Source organism: Gammaproteobacteria bacterium (assembly GCA_028817255.1).
GTDB lineage: Bacteria > Pseudomonadota > Gammaproteobacteria > Porifericomitales > Porifericomitaceae > Porifericomes > Porifericomes azotivorans.
The window spans coordinates 1-14,827 of sequence record JAPPQA010000047.1 but is presented as its reverse complement, the minus strand read 5'-3'; the positions used below and the strand labels follow the sequence as shown (position 1 = coordinate 14,827).

Below are 14,827 nucleotides of genomic sequence, written 5' to 3'. Positions count from 1 at the left end.
AATGTGCGCGTTCCGCGCTGTATTTGCGCGGGATTCCGGCTTTCGCCGGAATGACGGAAAAGAAGCGGAATGACAGACGGAAAAGAGGCGGAATGACAGAAAAAAGTGGGAATGGCGGATATTTGCCGTGCGAGTGGGTAGTTTTTCGTGCGGATCTGGATTTTCGGAGTTTTTACACGGCCTGTTTCGCAGGAATGGCGGGGTGGGGGCGCGGAATGGCGAGATGGGAATCTTTTCCCCTCGATTGCGTAACGGCTTGGGGGAGTATGCAGAATATTGCCGCCCGCGAAAACAAGTGCTAAGGTGTCGCCGCTTCCAGGGAGTCGCGGGGAGGATGCTTAAAGGATGAACAGACCTCCAGCCATGTGCGGGTTGCGCCACGTCGCGCTCAATGTCGAGGATGTAAGCGAATGCGAGCGGTTTTATGTACGGCTGCTGGGGATGAAGGTGGCATGGCGGCCCGATGGGGAATCCGTCTATCTGCGCGCGGGGCACGACAGCCTCGCGTTGCACCACGCTCCCGACATGCCGGGCGCCAGGCCCCCCCAGCGCCTGGACCATATCGGATTCGCCCTGCGCAGCCCGGAGCATGTGGACCAATGGTACGAGTTTTTGCAAGCGGAGAAGGTGCCGGTGCGCGACCCCCCCAGGACGCACCGCGACGGGGCGCGCAGCTTCTACTGCGAGGATCCCGAGGGAAATCTGGTGCAGATGATCTGCCTCCCGCCGCCGGCGTCTCCATAGGGGAGGCGTAGCGGATGCCCGGACGCGCCGACGGCAACAAACTGCGTTTGCACGGGTTCAACAACCTGACCAAGACGCTGAGCTTCAGCATCTACGATATATGCTATGCCTGCTCCGACCTCGAGCTGCGTTCTTATTTCGAATACATTGACCAACAGTACAACTCGGAGCGGCTGACCCAGATCCTGCACGAAGTCACCGCCATCATCGGCGCGAACGTGCTCCACGTCGCCAAGGCCGACTACGAACCGCACGGGGCCAGCGTGACTATGATGGTGTCGGAGGGGGGCACGGTCCCGGCGGGCCTGACCCGGGACCCTTCCCCGGGACCCCGGACGCTGGTCGCCCACCTGGACAAGAGCCATCTTACCGTGCATACCTACCCGGAGAGTCATCCTTCGCTGGGGATCAGCACCTTCCGCGCCGATATAGACGTCAGCACCTGCGGCCATATATCGCCGCTAAAGGCCCTGAATTTTCTGATCCACAGTTTCGATTCCGATATCGTCTATATTGACTACCGCGTGCGCGGCTTCACCCGCGACACGGACGGGAGGAAACACTATATCGATCACGAGATGCGCTCGATCCGGGATTACCTGGACCAGGAGACCCGGAACTGCTACCGCATGGCGGACACCAACCGGCACCGGGAGAAGATCTTCCACACCCGCCTGATCTGCAGGGACTTCGACCTGGAAGAATATCTTTTCAATATCAACCCTTCGGGGCTGGAGCCGGCCTACCGGGAAAAAGTCGAGCGTTGCCTGCGCCGCGAGATGCAGGAGATCTTCGAGGGGCGCAACCTCTCCTAGCCGCCTTACTCGAACGAGCTTACTGGGAGCGCGCCCGCAAAGGCAGCGTGCGGTTGAATACCGGCCGCGCGGGCGGGGCATGGTCCGCGGCGTCGGCGCAAAAGTACCCCAGCCGCTCGAACTGATAGCGGCTGCCCGGACGACAGGCGGCCAGGCCCGGCTCCAGCCAGGCCCGCACCGTCTCCAGCGAGCGCGGGGCCAGCGACCGCAACCACGCATCGCCCAGCGCCGCCGGGTTGGGGTCGTCGAATAGCCGCTCGTACAGACGCACCTCGGCCCGCACCGCGTGCCGGGCGGATACCCAATGCAGGGTGCCTTTCACTTTGCGCCCGTCCGGGGCGTTGCCCCCCCTGCTGGCGGGGTCGTAGCGGCACCGCAGTTCGACGACTTCTCCGCTGACAGGTTCCCGGATCGCCTCCCGGCAGGTCACGAGGTAGGCGAAACGCAGGCGCACTTCGCGCCCGGGCGCCAGCCGGCGAAAACCCGCCGGCGGGTCTTCCCGAAAGTCGTCCCTTTCGATGTACAGCTCCCGGCAAAACGGCAGCCTGCGGCTGCCCAGCGATGCATCGTCGGCATGGTTCGGGGCCTCCAATTCCTCGGTTTGCCCCTCGGGATAATTCTCGATCACTACGCGCAGGGGGCGCAGCACGGCCAGCGCCCGGGGTACGGTTCGGTTGAGTTCGTCGCGCACGCAAGTTTCCAGCGCCGCCAGCTCGATCAAGGCGTCTTTTTTCGTCAGCCCGATGCAAGAGCAGAAATTGCGGACCGCCGCCGCCGGATATCCCCGCCGGCGCATCCCGCGCAGAGTGGGCAGGCGCGGGTCGTCCCAGCCGGCGACATGACCGGCGGCCACCAACTGGCCGAGCAGGCGCTTGCTGGTGACGCTGTAGCTCAGGTTGAGGCGGGAGAATTCGATCTGCCGCGGCCGGCACGGTACCGGCAATTGCCGCAGAAACCAGTCGTACAGAGGGCGGTGGTCCTCGAACTCCAGGGTGCACAGGGAGTGCGTCACGCCTTCTATGGCGTCGGACAGGCACTGCGTGTAATCGTACATGGGGTAGATGTGCCAGCGGTTGCCGGTGCGGTAGTGGGGCCGTTTGCGAATCCGGTAAATGGCGGGGTCGCGCATGTTCAGATTGGAGGCGCCCATATCAATCCGCGCCCGCAATACGTGCGCGCCTTCCGCGTGCCGCCCGGCCCGCATTGCCTCGAAAAGGGCGAGGTTCTCGCGCACGGGGCGGTCCCGGTAGGGGCTGTCCCTGCCCGGCTTGACGAGGGTGCCGCGGTAGTCGCGGATCTGTTCCGGGCTCAGGCTGTCCACATACGCCTTGCCGTCTTCGATCAACCGCAGGGCGTATTCGTACAGCCGCTCGAAATAATCGGACGCATAGTAGAGATGCCCGCCCCAGTCGAATCCCAGCCAGCGCACGTCTTCGATGATGCTCTCGACATAGGCGCGGCTTTCCTTTTCCGGGTTGGTGTCGTCGAAACGCAAGTGGCAGACGCCCCGGTATTTTTCGGCAATCCCGAAATTCAGGCAGATCGCCTTGGCGTGGCCGATGTGCAGATATCCGTTAGGCTCCGGGGGAAAACGGGTCGCCACCCGCCCGGCCCCGTCCGCCCGCTGCAGGTCGCCTTCGATGGCTTTGACGATAAAGTTGGAGCCGGGTTTTTCCCAGGGCGCGGTCATACCCGGCCCCACTCCCCCCGGCCGGCGGCGGCCGGCCCCTCCGCGCCAGGCAGCTCTACGCGCCCGCCCATGGCGAAGCGCATCAGCCACCGCTTGCAGGGCGTCGCGGCGTCGGCCAGCACCATGCCCGCGTTGCGCAGCCAGGGCAGCGGCGGCGCGCGGCTCTCGAAACAAAGCTTCAGCAGGTCCAGCGTATGCATGACCAGCCGGTTTTCCAGCCGGCGCCGGCGCTCGTACTGGCGCAGCACCCGCTCCGAACCGACGTCCCGGGACCGGCGCCGGGCATGTTCGACCCGCTCGCTCAGGCACGCCGCATCCAGCAACCCGAGGTTCGCCCCCAGGCCGGCCATCGGGTGCAGCAGGTGGGCGGCGTCGCCGACCAGGGCGATCCGGGGACGGCAATAGCGCGGCGCGTGCAGGCGCCGCAAAGGGTACAGGCGCCGGGCGCCGCTGTGTCGGAAGCGCCCCAGGATGCGGCCGCAGGCCGACTCCAACTCGCGGCGAAAATCGCTGGCGGACAGGCGCAGCAAGTCGCGGGCCCTGGCGGCGCCCGCGGACCACACCAGGGCGCAACGTTGCGGCTCGCGCATCGGGAGCAGGGCCAGCGGGCCGTCCGGCAGGAAAAACTGCCGCGCCGTTTCGTCGTGCGCCCGCTCGCTGCGCACGATGCAAACCAGGGAAGCCTGCCGGTAGTCTCTCTCTACGCAGCTCATTCCGGCCAGCCGCCGCACCGGCGAATCGGCCCCATCGGCGGCGACCAGGAGCGGCGCCCGCAGCTTGGCGCCGCCTTCGCATTCCACCTCCACGAGTCCCGCCCCGGAGACGATGGCGCGCACCGGTCCGTCGTGAAGACTCAGCCGCTCGCGCGCCGCCAGTAGCGCGCGCCACGCCTTCCGCAAGGCGGGCAACTCGACGATATAGCCCAGGGCCGATTCGCCCAGCTCCGTACCGTCGAAACGAATGCAGCCGTTGCCGAGCCCGTCCCAAACGCGGATCTCGCGGAATCCGCCTACCGCCGCCGGCGGCAGTTTTTGCCAAACCCCGGCGCGCGCCAGGATCCTTTTGGAGGCCGGGGTCAGGGCCAGGACCGCCGGCGGCCCGCCGGCAGGGCGCGTCTTGCCGCCCCGAACCAAATGCACCGCGCCCCCTTCCCCGTCGCTCAGCAGGGCGGCCGCGGTCGCGCCTACAAGCCCCTCGCCCACGATAATCGCCGCCGCTGTCCGCGCCTGCATGCGCCTGCCCCCGGCTAGCGGCCGCGCTCCCATACCGCCAGGGGCTGTCCGCCCGCCAACCCGGACGCGCGCGTTATCAGCCCCCGCCGCAACGGCGGCGCCAACTCCAGCAGCAGCATGGCCAGGCGCCGCGCGACGGCCGGGAACCGCCGGCGGGTATAAAACAAGCCGGCAATGCCGTCGCTCAGGCGTTGCGCCCGCCGCCGGTCGCGGCGGCGCAGGTCGCAGTAGCGGCGCAACAGGAACGGCGAACCAGGGTCGTCGTTCGGACAGCGGGCCAGCAATTCGCCCAGGGCCTGCGCGTCGCGCAGGCAGAGATTGAAACCCTGGGCAACATTGGGGTGCAAGGCATAGGCGGCGTCGCCCAGGATCAACAGCCGCTCCCCGGTCTGGCGCAAAACGCTGCGCCGGTACAGCGGGTACGCCTTGCGCGGCCCCGCCGCGCGCACGGGCCCCAGGCGCCATCCCAGCAGCCGGCCCGCCAACTCCCGGTAGTCGCGGTCGGAAAGGTCCAGGATTTCCTGCCGCCGGCGCGCGGCGACGGTATGCACCAATTTGCATTTCCCGGAGGCCAGCGGCAGCACGGCCAGGGGCCCTTCCGCGGTGAATCGCTCGTAGGCGCTGCCCCGGTGGGGGCGCCAGGTGGCGATCTCGGAGACGATGGCCGTTTGCCCGTAGTCGCGAACCCGCCACGGGATGCTGGCCAGCCGGCAGGTCTGCGAATGGCTGCCGTCGGCAGCGACCAGGAGACGGGCGCGCAGCTGCAAACTCCGTTCCCCGCAACGAACCGCCAGCGCCAGCCCCCCGGCGGCGGAATCCACGCGAACGAGCCGGGCCGGGCGCAAGATCTCGACGGCCCGGCCTCCCTCCAGGCGCCGCCACATCCGTTTCAGCAGGAGATTCGCGTCCAGCACGTAGCCCAGGGCGGCCGCTCCGATATCGCCTGCCGACAGGCGCACGGCGCCAAAGCGCCCGTACTCCGAGACGTGGACGCGGCGGATGGGGGCGGCTGCGGCGGCCATTTCTCCCCACAGGCCCCAGGCCTCGAAGATGCGTTGCGAGGCCAGCGACAGCGCCAGGCCGCGAGTCTCCTCTGCCGCCGGCCGCTCCGCGGAGGACTCCAGGAGCAGGATGCGCAGAGGAGAATCGGCCAGCGCGCAGGCCGCGCCGGCGCCGGCCAGCCCCCCGCCGACGATCGCCACATCGTATTCCGGTCTCACGGGGCGCGTTCCGCCATGAGCCCTTCGATCTCCGCCACGGATTTGGGGGCGGCCGCGCTCAGGTTCTCGGGGGCCCCGCGGGTAACCAGGATGTCGTCCTCGATGCGGACGCCGATGTTCCACCAACGCGGGTCCAGGCCCTTTTGCCCCTCGCGAAAGTACAGGCCGGGTTCGACGGTCATGGCCATCCCGGGTTCCAAGGTCCGCCAGGCGCCCTCCAGGCGGTATTCGCCCACGTCGTGCACGTCCATGCCCAGCCAATGGCCGGTGCGGTGCATGTAGAAGGGGAGGTAAGCCTTTTGCTCCACCAATTCGGCCGCATCGCCCCGGAGGATGCCATGCTCGACCAGGCCCTCCGTCAGCACCCGCACCGCCGCCTCGTGCATGTCGTTCCAATGCTTGCCGGGCCGCGCTTCCTTTATGGCGGCCTCCTGGGCGGCCAACACGGTTTCGTAGATGGCCCGCTGCTCGCCGGTAAAGCGGCCGTTCACGGGGAAAGTGCGCGTGATGTCGCTGGCGTAGTAATCGTACTCCGCGCCCACGTCCATAAGGACCAGCTGGCCGTCAACCAGGGGGCCCGTATTCGCCGTGTAGTGCAGTACGCAGCCGTTGCCGCCGCAGCCTATGATGAGGGGATACGCGGGCGCCCGCGCGCCGTTGCGGAGAAATTCGTGCATGATCTCCGCCTCCAGGTGGTACTCCATCAACCCCGGGCGACAGGCGCGCATCGCGCGGATATGGGCGGCCGCGGAGATGCGGGCGGCACGCCGCATCTTGCGGATCTCGTGTTTGCTCTTGTACAGGCGCATCTCGTACAGCAGGTAACTGAGGCTGATCAATTCCGCCGGCGCGCTGACGCCGGTACGGCCCCGCGCCCGCACTTCGTTCAGCCATTTCAATACGCGCCGGTCGAAGCTTTCGTCTTCTCCCATGTTGTAGAAGAGTCGTTCCCGATTTTCTATCAGGCCAGGCAGGATGGCGTCCGCCTTCTCGATGGGGTAGGACTCGTCCGCGCCGTAGTATTCCCGGGCCGCGTGCACGCTGGCCCGCGGGCCGTCCCATATTTCCCGCTGGGGGTCCTGCCCCCGACAAAACAATATGTACTCGCCCTGGGGACGGCCCGGGATCAACACCAGGAGCGCCTCCGGCTCGACGAAACCGCTCAGGTAGAAAAAATCGCTGCTCGGCCGATACGGATAGTGCACATCCCGGTTGCGTATTTGCTCGCAGGAAGAGGGCAACAGGACGATGCTGCCCTCTTGCATCATGTCCATGAGTTTTCGCCGGCGATTGCCGTATTCTTTGAGAATCATCCGGTAAGGATACTCTGATTCAAGCGCTGCACAAGGCACCCGTACAGGAGGTTTTCCCGGCCCCTCGAGCAGGGGAGGAGAGGCCCATGCGGCTGGCGGTCCCGCTGTTTGCCGTGCCCGAAAAAACAGCGCGGCCGCCCGATTTTCCCGGCTGTCGCCGCCCCGGCAAACCCGGCGGCGCGGCAGTTGCCGCCCCTCCCGGTCTCTGTGCTATACTTCGCCGGGCGAAGGCGAGGCGTACTGCACCGACGACCGTGCATAACCGACGGCATTTCCCGAACATCCCGGGGGGCATCATATAACGAGAGCGATGAACGAGCCGACGGAGAAAAGCTTGGACCTGGCCACCCTGGAGCGCCAGGTAGATACGTTGATCGGCAAGATCGAACAACTCAAGACCGAGAACAGCGCCCTCCGCAGCCAGCAAAAGAACCTGGTGGCGGAGCGCGCGGCCCTGGTAGCGAAAACGGATCAGGCGCGGGCGCGCATAGAATCCATCATCGCGCGGCTTCGCTCCATGGAACACACGCCGTGAGCGGCAAGTCGCAGGTCAGCGTCACCATACTGGAGCGGGAGTACCTCCTGGCCTGCCAGGAAGAGGAACGGGAGGATCTGTGCCGGGCGGCGGAACTCCTGAACGACAAACTGAAGCAGTTTCGGGAGGGAGGCACCGTTATGGGCGGGGAGCGGCTCGCGATCATGACGGCCCTGCACCTGGTTCACGAAATGCTTGCATACAAGAAGGAAAAAGAGAGTTATACTTGCGCCGTGGAGAACAGCCTGCGGCGTATCCGGGCGAAGCTGGACGGTTTTTTGGAGGACGGCGCCGCCCATTAAGGGTTGCGGGGTATTCTCTGCGGTGTACGAGATGCAAGGCAGGAAAAGCTTGAGCCTAGAGCTTTTATTCGGGAGCTAAACCGTAGCGTTGTTGCGCGTAACCGCCGTTCCGCGGCGGCGAACCTGATACGCTACCCGCTGCTCCCACTTGGACCGCTTGGTTCAAGTGAACTGTCTGGCAACGGCACGGCGGAGATGCCCCCTTTAACCTCCTCCATGCCCCTCCATGCCCCCTCCAAACCCGATAGCGCGGGCGCCCGGGCGCCGCCGCCGCCGCGGGGCCCTCAGCCCAGAAACAGGCTGTACGCGGGGTTGTCCGTTTCCTCCCAATATTTGATCCGCAAACGGCGTACAAAGTCCTGAAAGTCCTTCCGCTCCGCCGGCGGCACTTGCAGACCCACCATCACGCGGCCATAGGCGGCGCCGTGGTTGCGGTAGTGAAACAGGCTGATATTCCAGCGCCCCACCATCCGGGTCAGGAAGTTCAGCAAAGCGCCGGTGCGCTCGGGAAACTCGAAGCGATAAAGCAATTCATTTTGCGCCTGCGGGGCATGGCCCCCGATCGTGTAGCGGATGTGCATCTTCGCGAGTTCGTTTTCGCTCAGATCGATCACCGGGTATTTTTTCCTCTCCAGCTTGCGCTGCAGCGCTTGCTTCTCTTTCACGCCCTGCTTCAGCTGGACGCCGACAAACACGTGCGCCTGGCGGCTGTGCGCATAGCGGTAATTGAACTCGGTGATCTGGCGGGCGCCCAGAGCGCGGCAGAACGCGCGAAAACTGCCCGGCCGCTCCGGGATGGTGACGGCGAACAAGGCCTCCTGGTGTTCTCCCAGCGCGGCCAATTCGGCGATGTGGCGCAGGCGGTCGAAATTCACGTTGGCGCCGCTGAGGACCGCCACCAACTCCTGTCCCCTGATCCCTTCGCGGGCCACGAATTGCTTTAGCCCCGCCAGCGCCAGGGCGCCCGCGGGCTCGGGAACGCAACGGGTATCCTCGAAGATGTCCTTCACCGCCGCGCAGATCTCGTCGGTGTTGGCCAGCAGCACTTCGTCCACCAACTCCCGGGCGAGCCGAAACGGCTCCGCGCCCACCTGCGAGACGGCCGCGCCGTCGGCGAAAATGCCAATCTTCTCCAGCCTGACGCGCCGGCCGGCGCGCAGGGCCTCGTACATGCAGGGGGCCTCGTCCGGCTCGACCCCGATAATGCGAATCCCGGGCTCCCGTTGCTTCAACCAGGCCGCGATCCCGCCGATCAGCCCGCCGCCGCCCACCGGCACGAAGACCATGCGCAAGCGGCCCGGATGCTGCTCCAGGATCTCCGCGCCCACCGTGCCCTGGCCTGCGATAACCAGGGGGTGGTCGTAGGGCGGGATCCAGGCCAGGCCCTCGGCCGCCGCCATTTGCGCGCCGTATTCCCGGGCCTCGTCGTAGGTATTGCCCCGCAAGATGACCTTGGCCTGCAGGTTGCGAACCGCCCGCACCTTAATATCGGGCGTGGTCCGGGGCATGACGATGACCGCCCGCAACTTCAGCCTGCGGGCGGCGAGCGCCACCCCCTGCGCGTGGTTGCCGGCGGAGGCCGCGACCACGCCGCCCTCCCTGGCCGCCGCCGGCAACGACGCCATCAGGTTGTAGGCGCCCCGCAACTTGTAGGAAAACACCGGCTGCTGGTCCTCGCGCTTGAGGCGAATGCAGTTGCCGTGGCGCCGGGACAGCGACGGGGCATGATCCAGGGAGGTGCGGCGGGCAAGTTCGTACACCCGCCGGCACGCCTCCCGGATGCGGGTTTCGTACTCGTTCAGCATCGGCGCCGCCGCCCCGCGGCTGCCGGCGGATTGCCGCGCGGTCATCCCGGCAAGGGGCGGCTCACCGCCGCCGGTGCCGGGCAGGCGCCGCCGCCATGCTATGATCCGGCGCGAGGGCGCGGCGTCTGGACCCGGGGCAGAGGTGGACCAGCAGGAACACAAGCGGAAAAGCGCCCAGGCGGCGCTGGAACGGGTCGCCGGACACGAGGTGATCGGAGTGGGCAGCGGCAGCACCGTGCGCTGCTTTATCGAATGCCTCGCAACCCGCAAGGGCTGGCTGGAGGGGGCCGTCGCGGCCTCGCTGGAGAGCGAGCGGGCGCTGCGCGAGCACGGCATCCCCGTCCTCGATCCCAACAGCGCGGGCCCGTTGCCCGTCTATGTGGACGGGGCGGACGAAGCCACCAGGCACCGCTGCCTGATCAAGGGCGGCGGCGGCGCGCTGACCCGGGAAAAGGTGCTGGCGTCGGTCAGCGAGCGATTTATCTGCATCGTGGACGATACCAAGCTGGTCGAGGTGCTGGGCCGCTTCCCGCTGCCGGTAGAGGTGCTCCCCATGGCGCGCAGCGCCGTAGCGAGGGCGCTGACGGCCATGGGCGGCACGCCGGTATGGCGGCGGAACTGCGTCACGGACAACGGCAACCATATTCTGGACGCGCGCGGCCTGTCCCTGTCCGACCCGCGGGCCCTGGAGAGCGAATTGGATCGCATCCCGGGCGTGGTCGGCAACGGGATCTTCGCGCGCCGCAGCGCCGACTTGCTCCTGGTCGCCGCCCCGGAAGGCGTACGGGAATTCCCGTAAAGCCCGGCCGCCGCCGCGCGAGACCGCCGCCGCCTTCACCGCGCGGCGGGGGCCCCGTCCCCCTCTTGCAGCCATTGCGCCGCCTGCCCGGCATGGTAGCTCAACACGGCATCCGCACCTGCCCGCTTGCAACAACTCAGCAACTCGAGCACGACCGCCTTTTCGTCCAGCCAGCCCCGGTCGGCGGCGGCCCGGATCATCGAGTATTCGCCGCTGACCAAATACACGAATACGGGAACCCCAAAGCGCTCCTTGGCGCGCCGGACGATGTCCAGATAAGGCAGGCCCGGCTTCACCAGCACGATATCCGCCCCCTCGCCGAGGTCCAGGGCGATCTCGCGCATCGCTTCGGCGCCGTTCGCGGGGTCCATCTGGTAGCCGCGCTTGTCGCCCCCCCCCAGGGCGGCGGCCGAACCGACCGCCTGGCGAAACGGCCCGTACAGCCCCGATGCGTACTTGGCCGCGTAGGACAGGATGCAGGTATGCGCATGGCCCCGCCGCTCCAGCGCCTGGCGAATCGCGCCTACGCGGCCGTCCATCATGTCCGAAGGCGCCACCATATCCGCGCCGGCGTCCGCATGGCACAGGGCCTGGCGCACCAGCGCGGCCACGGTTTCGTCGTTGAGCACCTCTCCCCGTTCGCCGACCAGTCCGTCCTGGCCGTGGCTGGTATAGGGATCCAGGGCCACATCCGTGATCGCTCCCAAGCCGGGGCAGCATTCCTTCAGCACCCGCAGCGCGCGCGGGACCAGCCCCCGCGGGTTCCATGCCTCCGCTGCCGTCGCGTCTTTCTTCTCCCGCGCGATGACCGGGAACAGCGCCACTGCCGGGATGCGCAAGGCAAGCAGCCGCGCGGCCTCCGCTGCCAATTCGTCTATACCGATCCGCTCCACGCCGGGCATGGCCGGTATCGCCTCGCGCCCGCCGCCCTCGCGTATAAAAAGCGGCTGGATCAGATCTTCCGGGAGCAGCCGGCACTCCCGCACCAAGCGGCGGACATAGCCATCCCGGCGCAACCGCCGCATGCGGAGTTCCGGGTAGGCAGCGAAAGGAGGCACCCTCAGCATGCGGGGCCGTTGCCGCCGCTACCGCCGGCTACGCAGGGGCCGAAGGGGCCGCCGCGTCGCAGACGCGGACTGCGCCCCACCCGGCCCGGCAGCGGATACGACCGGCCGCGCCGCCCGCTCAGCGGTGGCAACGCCGCCCGTCACCGCGCTTGCCATGCTTGCCGTGCTTGCCGTGCCGCGACAGTTCGTCCCGGGTCACGACGCCGTCCTCGTCCCGGTCGAGCCGGGAGAACATCCGCCCGGTGCGCGGGGCCATTTCTTCCATGCTGAGCGTGCCGTCGCCATCCGCGTCGTGGCGCTTGATCCGCGCCGCCGCCCGGCGCCGGTCCGCCGCGGCCACCAGCTCTTCGCCCGTAAGTTTGCCGTCGCCGTCCTGGTCAACGGCGGCAAAATGCTGCGCCCGCCAGGCATCGAATTCGGCCCTGGTGAGCTTGCCGTCCCGGTCGGCATCGGCCTCGTCGAATAACATCGCGGGGCCGCCGGGGCCGAAGCCGCGCTTGCCGCCATGGGCAGTGGCGTCCAAAGGCAGCGACAACGCGATCATGAGCGCGGCAGGCGCCGCGAAAAAACGAATTCCGTTCCGCATATTCCGTCCCTCCCGGGGTTGTCCCCCATGGTCTGACAAAACGAATCGCTACGAGTCTAACCCACCGGGGCGCGATTTTCCGTTGCCGGGCCGAATCCAGGCCCGCAGCCCCGCCGCCGGTACCCCGAATTTGCTGCTACAATAGGCTTCTTATGGCGGCGGAAGACCCGTTGCATCTGTCTGAGCTTGCGCTTCGCGGCGGCATGTTCGTCGCAACCCTGGGCCTTATGTTTTGCTGGGAGGCCAGCGCCCCGCGCCACCGTTCGCAGGGAGCCCTCTGGAAGCGTCGGCTGCACAATTTGTCGCTGATCGCCGCCGCCACTCTGCTGGTGCGCCTGCTGCCCCTGGCCAGCGCCGTGCAGGCCGCCTGGTTCGCCGCCGAACGCGGCTGGGGACTGCTGGCGGGACTGCCCGCGGCGGCGGCCTTCGTCGTCTCGCTGGCGATGCTGGACCTGCTGCTCTACGCGCAGCACGTGCTGTTTCACAAGGTGGAATGGCTGTGGCGGCTGCACCGGGTGCATCACAGCGATACCCGCCTGGACGCCACCACGGGCGTGCGCTTTCATCCTCTGGAGATCCTGCTGTCCGCACTATTCAAGGCGGCGGCCGTGCTGGCCCTGGGGGCGCCCGTCGCTGCCGTAATCTGCTTTGAGGTCCTGCTGAACGCCACGTCCATGTTCAACCACGGCAACGTGGCCCTCCCCCGCCGGCTGGATGCCCTGCTGCGCCTGCTGATCGTAACCCCGGATATGCATCGCGTGCATCATTCCACGCGACCCGCCGAGCATAACCGCAATTACGGCTTCAACCTCTCTTGCTGGGACCGCCTGTTCGGCACGTACCTGGAGCGCCCGCGGGAAGGGTTGCGCATCGGCATGGAGCGCTTTCGCGAGGCAAGACAGCAAAACGTCCTGCAACTGCTGGTGCAACCGCTGTCCCCTGTAGCCGGGGGCAACGCCCGGGCGCCGGAAGAGCGCGGCTAAGGGCCGGGGCGGGGAGCGGCTTGCGAGGGTGTGGACTTTGTGGACGGCGTGGACGGGGTGGACGGGGGACGCTGGGGGCGCGGGAAGGGCGGAGCGGGATTTATGCGCCGGATTCCCGCCTGCCAGGCCGTGCAAAAACTCCGAAAATCCAGAACCGCGCGAAAAACTTCTCGCTGGCATGGCACACTCCGCCATTCCCGCGAAGGCGGGAATCCAGTGAATAATGCGCGCGCTTCGCGCTCCTTCGCCATGCCGAGGGCGCAAGAGAAAGAGGGATTCCGGCTTTCGCCGGAATGACGGAAAAAAAGGGGCGGAAGGACAGAAAAAAGGCCCGGAATGGCGGAAAAAAGAGGCGGAATGACAGAACTCCCCCGGAATGACGGGAAAAGGGGCGGAGGTTCTCCGCCGCGATTGCATGAGGGCGCGGGCTGTGGTTTAATCTGCGCGCGCCGTTCGGCGCATATTTCGAATCGTGCCGAGCGCACAAAGGGGGGGAGTTTAATGAACCGCATCCGGAACGGCATTTTGCACGCCACTTTCGCAGTCGGGCTCTTGGCCGCGGTTGCCCCGGTCTCGGCGGAGGAAGACCGCTGGTCCTCCTTCCTGCCCTACAAGAAGGAACTGGCCGGCGATACGGAATTGCCCCTGCCCCTGGGTGTAGGCGTCATTTATTACGAGCAGAAGCAGGATATGCAGGTTACGGACCAGTCTTTCGGGTTTGATCTGCGTCCGATCCTGGCTGGCCTGGATCCCGTGCAGATCCAAGCCCTGGGGCCGGCCCTGCAAGGGGCGCTGGGGCAAGTCCGGCCCAGCGACGTAAGGAACGAAATCCGCCATCAGAACATCCACCTCGATGCCTGGTTGCTGCCGTTCTTCAACCTGTACGCCTTCGCCGGCAAAGTCCGGGGAGAGACCACGGTCGGGACCATAGAAATCGCAGGCGCGGATGTGGGGCCCTTCGAGGTGGACTACGACGGGCCGGTGTACGGCCTGGGCTTCATCCTGGCCGGAGAGTACAAAGGATTCTGGGGCAACCTGGACATCAATTACAGCCATACCGATTTGGACGGACGCAACGGTCTGCAACTGAGCGACTCGGATGTCGTGGTTTTCAATTACAGCCCGCGAGTCGGGATCAACCGGAAGATCGCGGGCGTCAAAGCCTCGATGTGGATCGGCGGCACATACATGGATTTGAAAGAAACCGTGAAGGGCAGTGTCGCTTTCCCCGCAGCCAGGGTGGCTGGCGTGTTGAGTAACCCGCAAGTCGTGGGGCGATTCACGCCGGACCAACAGCGGCAACTGGCTGGCGTGGGCCCGGCCCTGGATGGCGCGGGCTCCCTCCCGGCGAGTTTCAATGTGGAGACCGAGCCCGAGGAAGCCTGGAGCGGCCTGTTCGGTTTCGAGGTGGAACTCTATCGGAACTGGAGGTTGCTGCTGGAGCACAGCTTCGGCCACCGGGACCACCTGCTCGGCCAGGTCAGCTACCGCTTCTGATCTCTTTTCTACGGCCGTAGATTCGGCGCATTTTTCCCATCGCTCCCCCTTGGAGGGGGAATCGCAGCAGCCAAGCCGCCAGGCGCCGGCTGCTGGAGTGATGCGTACGAAACAGGCTGTGTAAAAACCATTCGCTTTTTTGGAAGTGGGGAAACGGCGCTCTGTCATTCCGGCCTCCCTTCTTGTCATTCCGGCGAAAGCCGGAATCCCGCGCAAATAGAGCGCGGAACGCGCACATT

Annotated in this window: 15 protein-coding genes and 1 other RNA gene; 9 read left to right on the top strand and 7 right to left on the bottom strand. The window is 66.6% G+C overall.

Features of this window, described 5'->3' with window-relative positions:
• The 3 genes from OXU43_02450 to speD form a co-directional block, all read left to right on the top strand.
• On the top strand, positions 1-302 hold a 302-nt coding region (locus OXU43_02450), incomplete at its 5' end, for a hypothetical protein (GenBank protein MDD9824020.1).
• A gap of 43 nt (positions 303-345) precedes the next feature.
• Positions 346-744: a VOC family protein gene (locus OXU43_02445; GenBank protein MDD9824019.1), complete on the top strand. Its 399-nt coding sequence runs from the start codon at positions 346-348 to the stop codon at positions 742-744.
• A 14-nt stretch (positions 745-758) separates the two neighbouring features.
• Positions 759-1,559, top strand: a complete 801-nt coding sequence (gene speD, locus OXU43_02440) for an adenosylmethionine decarboxylase (GenBank protein ID MDD9824018.1) — start codon at positions 759-761, stop codon at positions 1,557-1,559.
• A 19-nt stretch (positions 1,560-1,578) separates the two neighbouring features.
• Here the strand turns inward: speD and OXU43_02435 are convergent, their stop codons facing one another.
• The 4 genes from OXU43_02435 to OXU43_02420 are packed head-to-tail and all read right to left on the bottom strand — an operon-like array spanning position 1,579 to position 7,014.
• Positions 1,579-3,249 carry a glutamine--tRNA ligase/YqeY domain fusion protein gene (locus OXU43_02435; GenBank protein ID MDD9824017.1) on the bottom strand — a complete coding sequence of 557 codons (1,671 nt, stop codon included), beginning with the start codon at positions 3,247-3,249 and terminating at the stop codon, positions 1,579-1,581.
• Positions 3,246-4,481, bottom strand: coding sequence for an FAD-dependent monooxygenase (locus OXU43_02430; GenBank protein ID MDD9824016.1), 1,236 nt, complete (start codon positions 4,479-4,481; stop codon positions 3,246-3,248). Before OXU43_02430 ends, OXU43_02435 begins: the two co-directional genes overlap by 4 nt.
• Before the next feature lie 14 nt (positions 4,482-4,495).
• Positions 4,496-5,701: an FAD-dependent monooxygenase gene (locus tag OXU43_02425; GenBank protein MDD9824015.1), complete on the bottom strand. Its 1,206-nt coding sequence runs from the start codon at positions 5,699-5,701 to the stop codon at positions 4,496-4,498.
• Entirely contained in the window at positions 5,698-7,014 is a 1,317-nt protein-coding gene (locus OXU43_02420; protein MDD9824014.1) for an aminopeptidase P N-terminal domain-containing protein, read from the bottom strand. The genes OXU43_02425 and OXU43_02420 overlap by 4 nt, the downstream gene beginning before the upstream one ends.
• A 310-nt stretch (positions 7,015-7,324) precedes the next feature.
• Here OXU43_02420 and OXU43_02415 point away from each other — a divergent pair, with 310 nt between their 5' ends.
• From OXU43_02415 to ssrS, 3 genes are all read left to right on the top strand, one after another.
• On the top strand, positions 7,325-7,549 hold the full coding sequence (locus OXU43_02415; protein ID MDD9824013.1) for a TIGR02449 family protein: 225 nt from the start codon (positions 7,325-7,327) through the stop codon (positions 7,547-7,549).
• Positions 7,546-7,851, top strand: a complete 306-nt coding sequence (locus OXU43_02410; GenBank protein ID MDD9824012.1) for a cell division protein ZapA — start codon at positions 7,546-7,548, stop codon at positions 7,849-7,851. The genes OXU43_02415 and OXU43_02410 overlap by 4 nt, the downstream gene beginning before the upstream one ends.
• Before the next feature lie 11 nt (positions 7,852-7,862).
• Positions 7,863-8,051: non-coding RNA, 6S RNA (gene ssrS, locus OXU43_02405), on the top strand.
• 84 nt (positions 8,052-8,135) lie between these two features.
• On the opposite strand, the gene ilvA is transcribed toward ssrS, so the two are convergent.
• Positions 8,136-9,656 carry a threonine ammonia-lyase, biosynthetic gene (gene ilvA, locus OXU43_02400; protein MDD9824011.1) on the bottom strand — a complete coding sequence of 507 codons (1,521 nt, stop codon included), beginning with the start codon at positions 9,654-9,656 and terminating at the stop codon, positions 8,136-8,138.
• Positions 9,657-9,798: 142 nt separating this feature from the next.
• On the opposite strand from ilvA, the gene rpiA reads away from it, so the two are divergent.
• Positions 9,799-10,455 carry a ribose-5-phosphate isomerase RpiA gene (rpiA, locus tag OXU43_02395; protein MDD9824010.1) on the top strand — a complete coding sequence of 219 codons (657 nt, stop codon included), beginning with the start codon at positions 9,799-9,801 and terminating at the stop codon, positions 10,453-10,455.
• A 35-nt stretch (positions 10,456-10,490) separates the two neighbouring features.
• On the opposite strand, the gene hemB is transcribed toward rpiA, so the two are convergent.
• Both hemB and OXU43_02385 read right to left on the bottom strand, forming a co-directional pair.
• Positions 10,491-11,522, bottom strand: a complete 1,032-nt coding sequence (gene hemB / locus OXU43_02390) for a porphobilinogen synthase (GenBank protein MDD9824009.1) — start codon at positions 11,520-11,522, stop codon at positions 10,491-10,493.
• Positions 11,523-11,640: 118 nt separating this feature from the next.
• The gene (locus OXU43_02385; protein ID MDD9824008.1) at positions 11,641-12,108 is read right to left on the bottom strand and encodes an EF-hand domain-containing protein; all 468 of its coding nucleotides are present in this window, start codon (positions 12,106-12,108) and stop codon (positions 11,641-11,643) included.
• A 170-nt stretch (positions 12,109-12,278) separates the two neighbouring features.
• Between OXU43_02385 and OXU43_02380 the strand changes: the two genes are divergently transcribed.
• Both OXU43_02380 and OXU43_02375 read left to right on the top strand, forming a co-directional pair.
• On the top strand, positions 12,279-13,091 hold the full coding sequence (locus OXU43_02380; protein MDD9824007.1) for a sterol desaturase family protein: 813 nt from the start codon (positions 12,279-12,281) through the stop codon (positions 13,089-13,091).
• Between the two features lie 501 nt (positions 13,092-13,592).
• Positions 13,593-14,588: a hypothetical protein gene (locus OXU43_02375; protein MDD9824006.1), complete on the top strand. Its 996-nt coding sequence runs from the start codon at positions 13,593-13,595 to the stop codon at positions 14,586-14,588.
• Positions 14,589-14,827 lie beyond the last annotated feature (239 nt).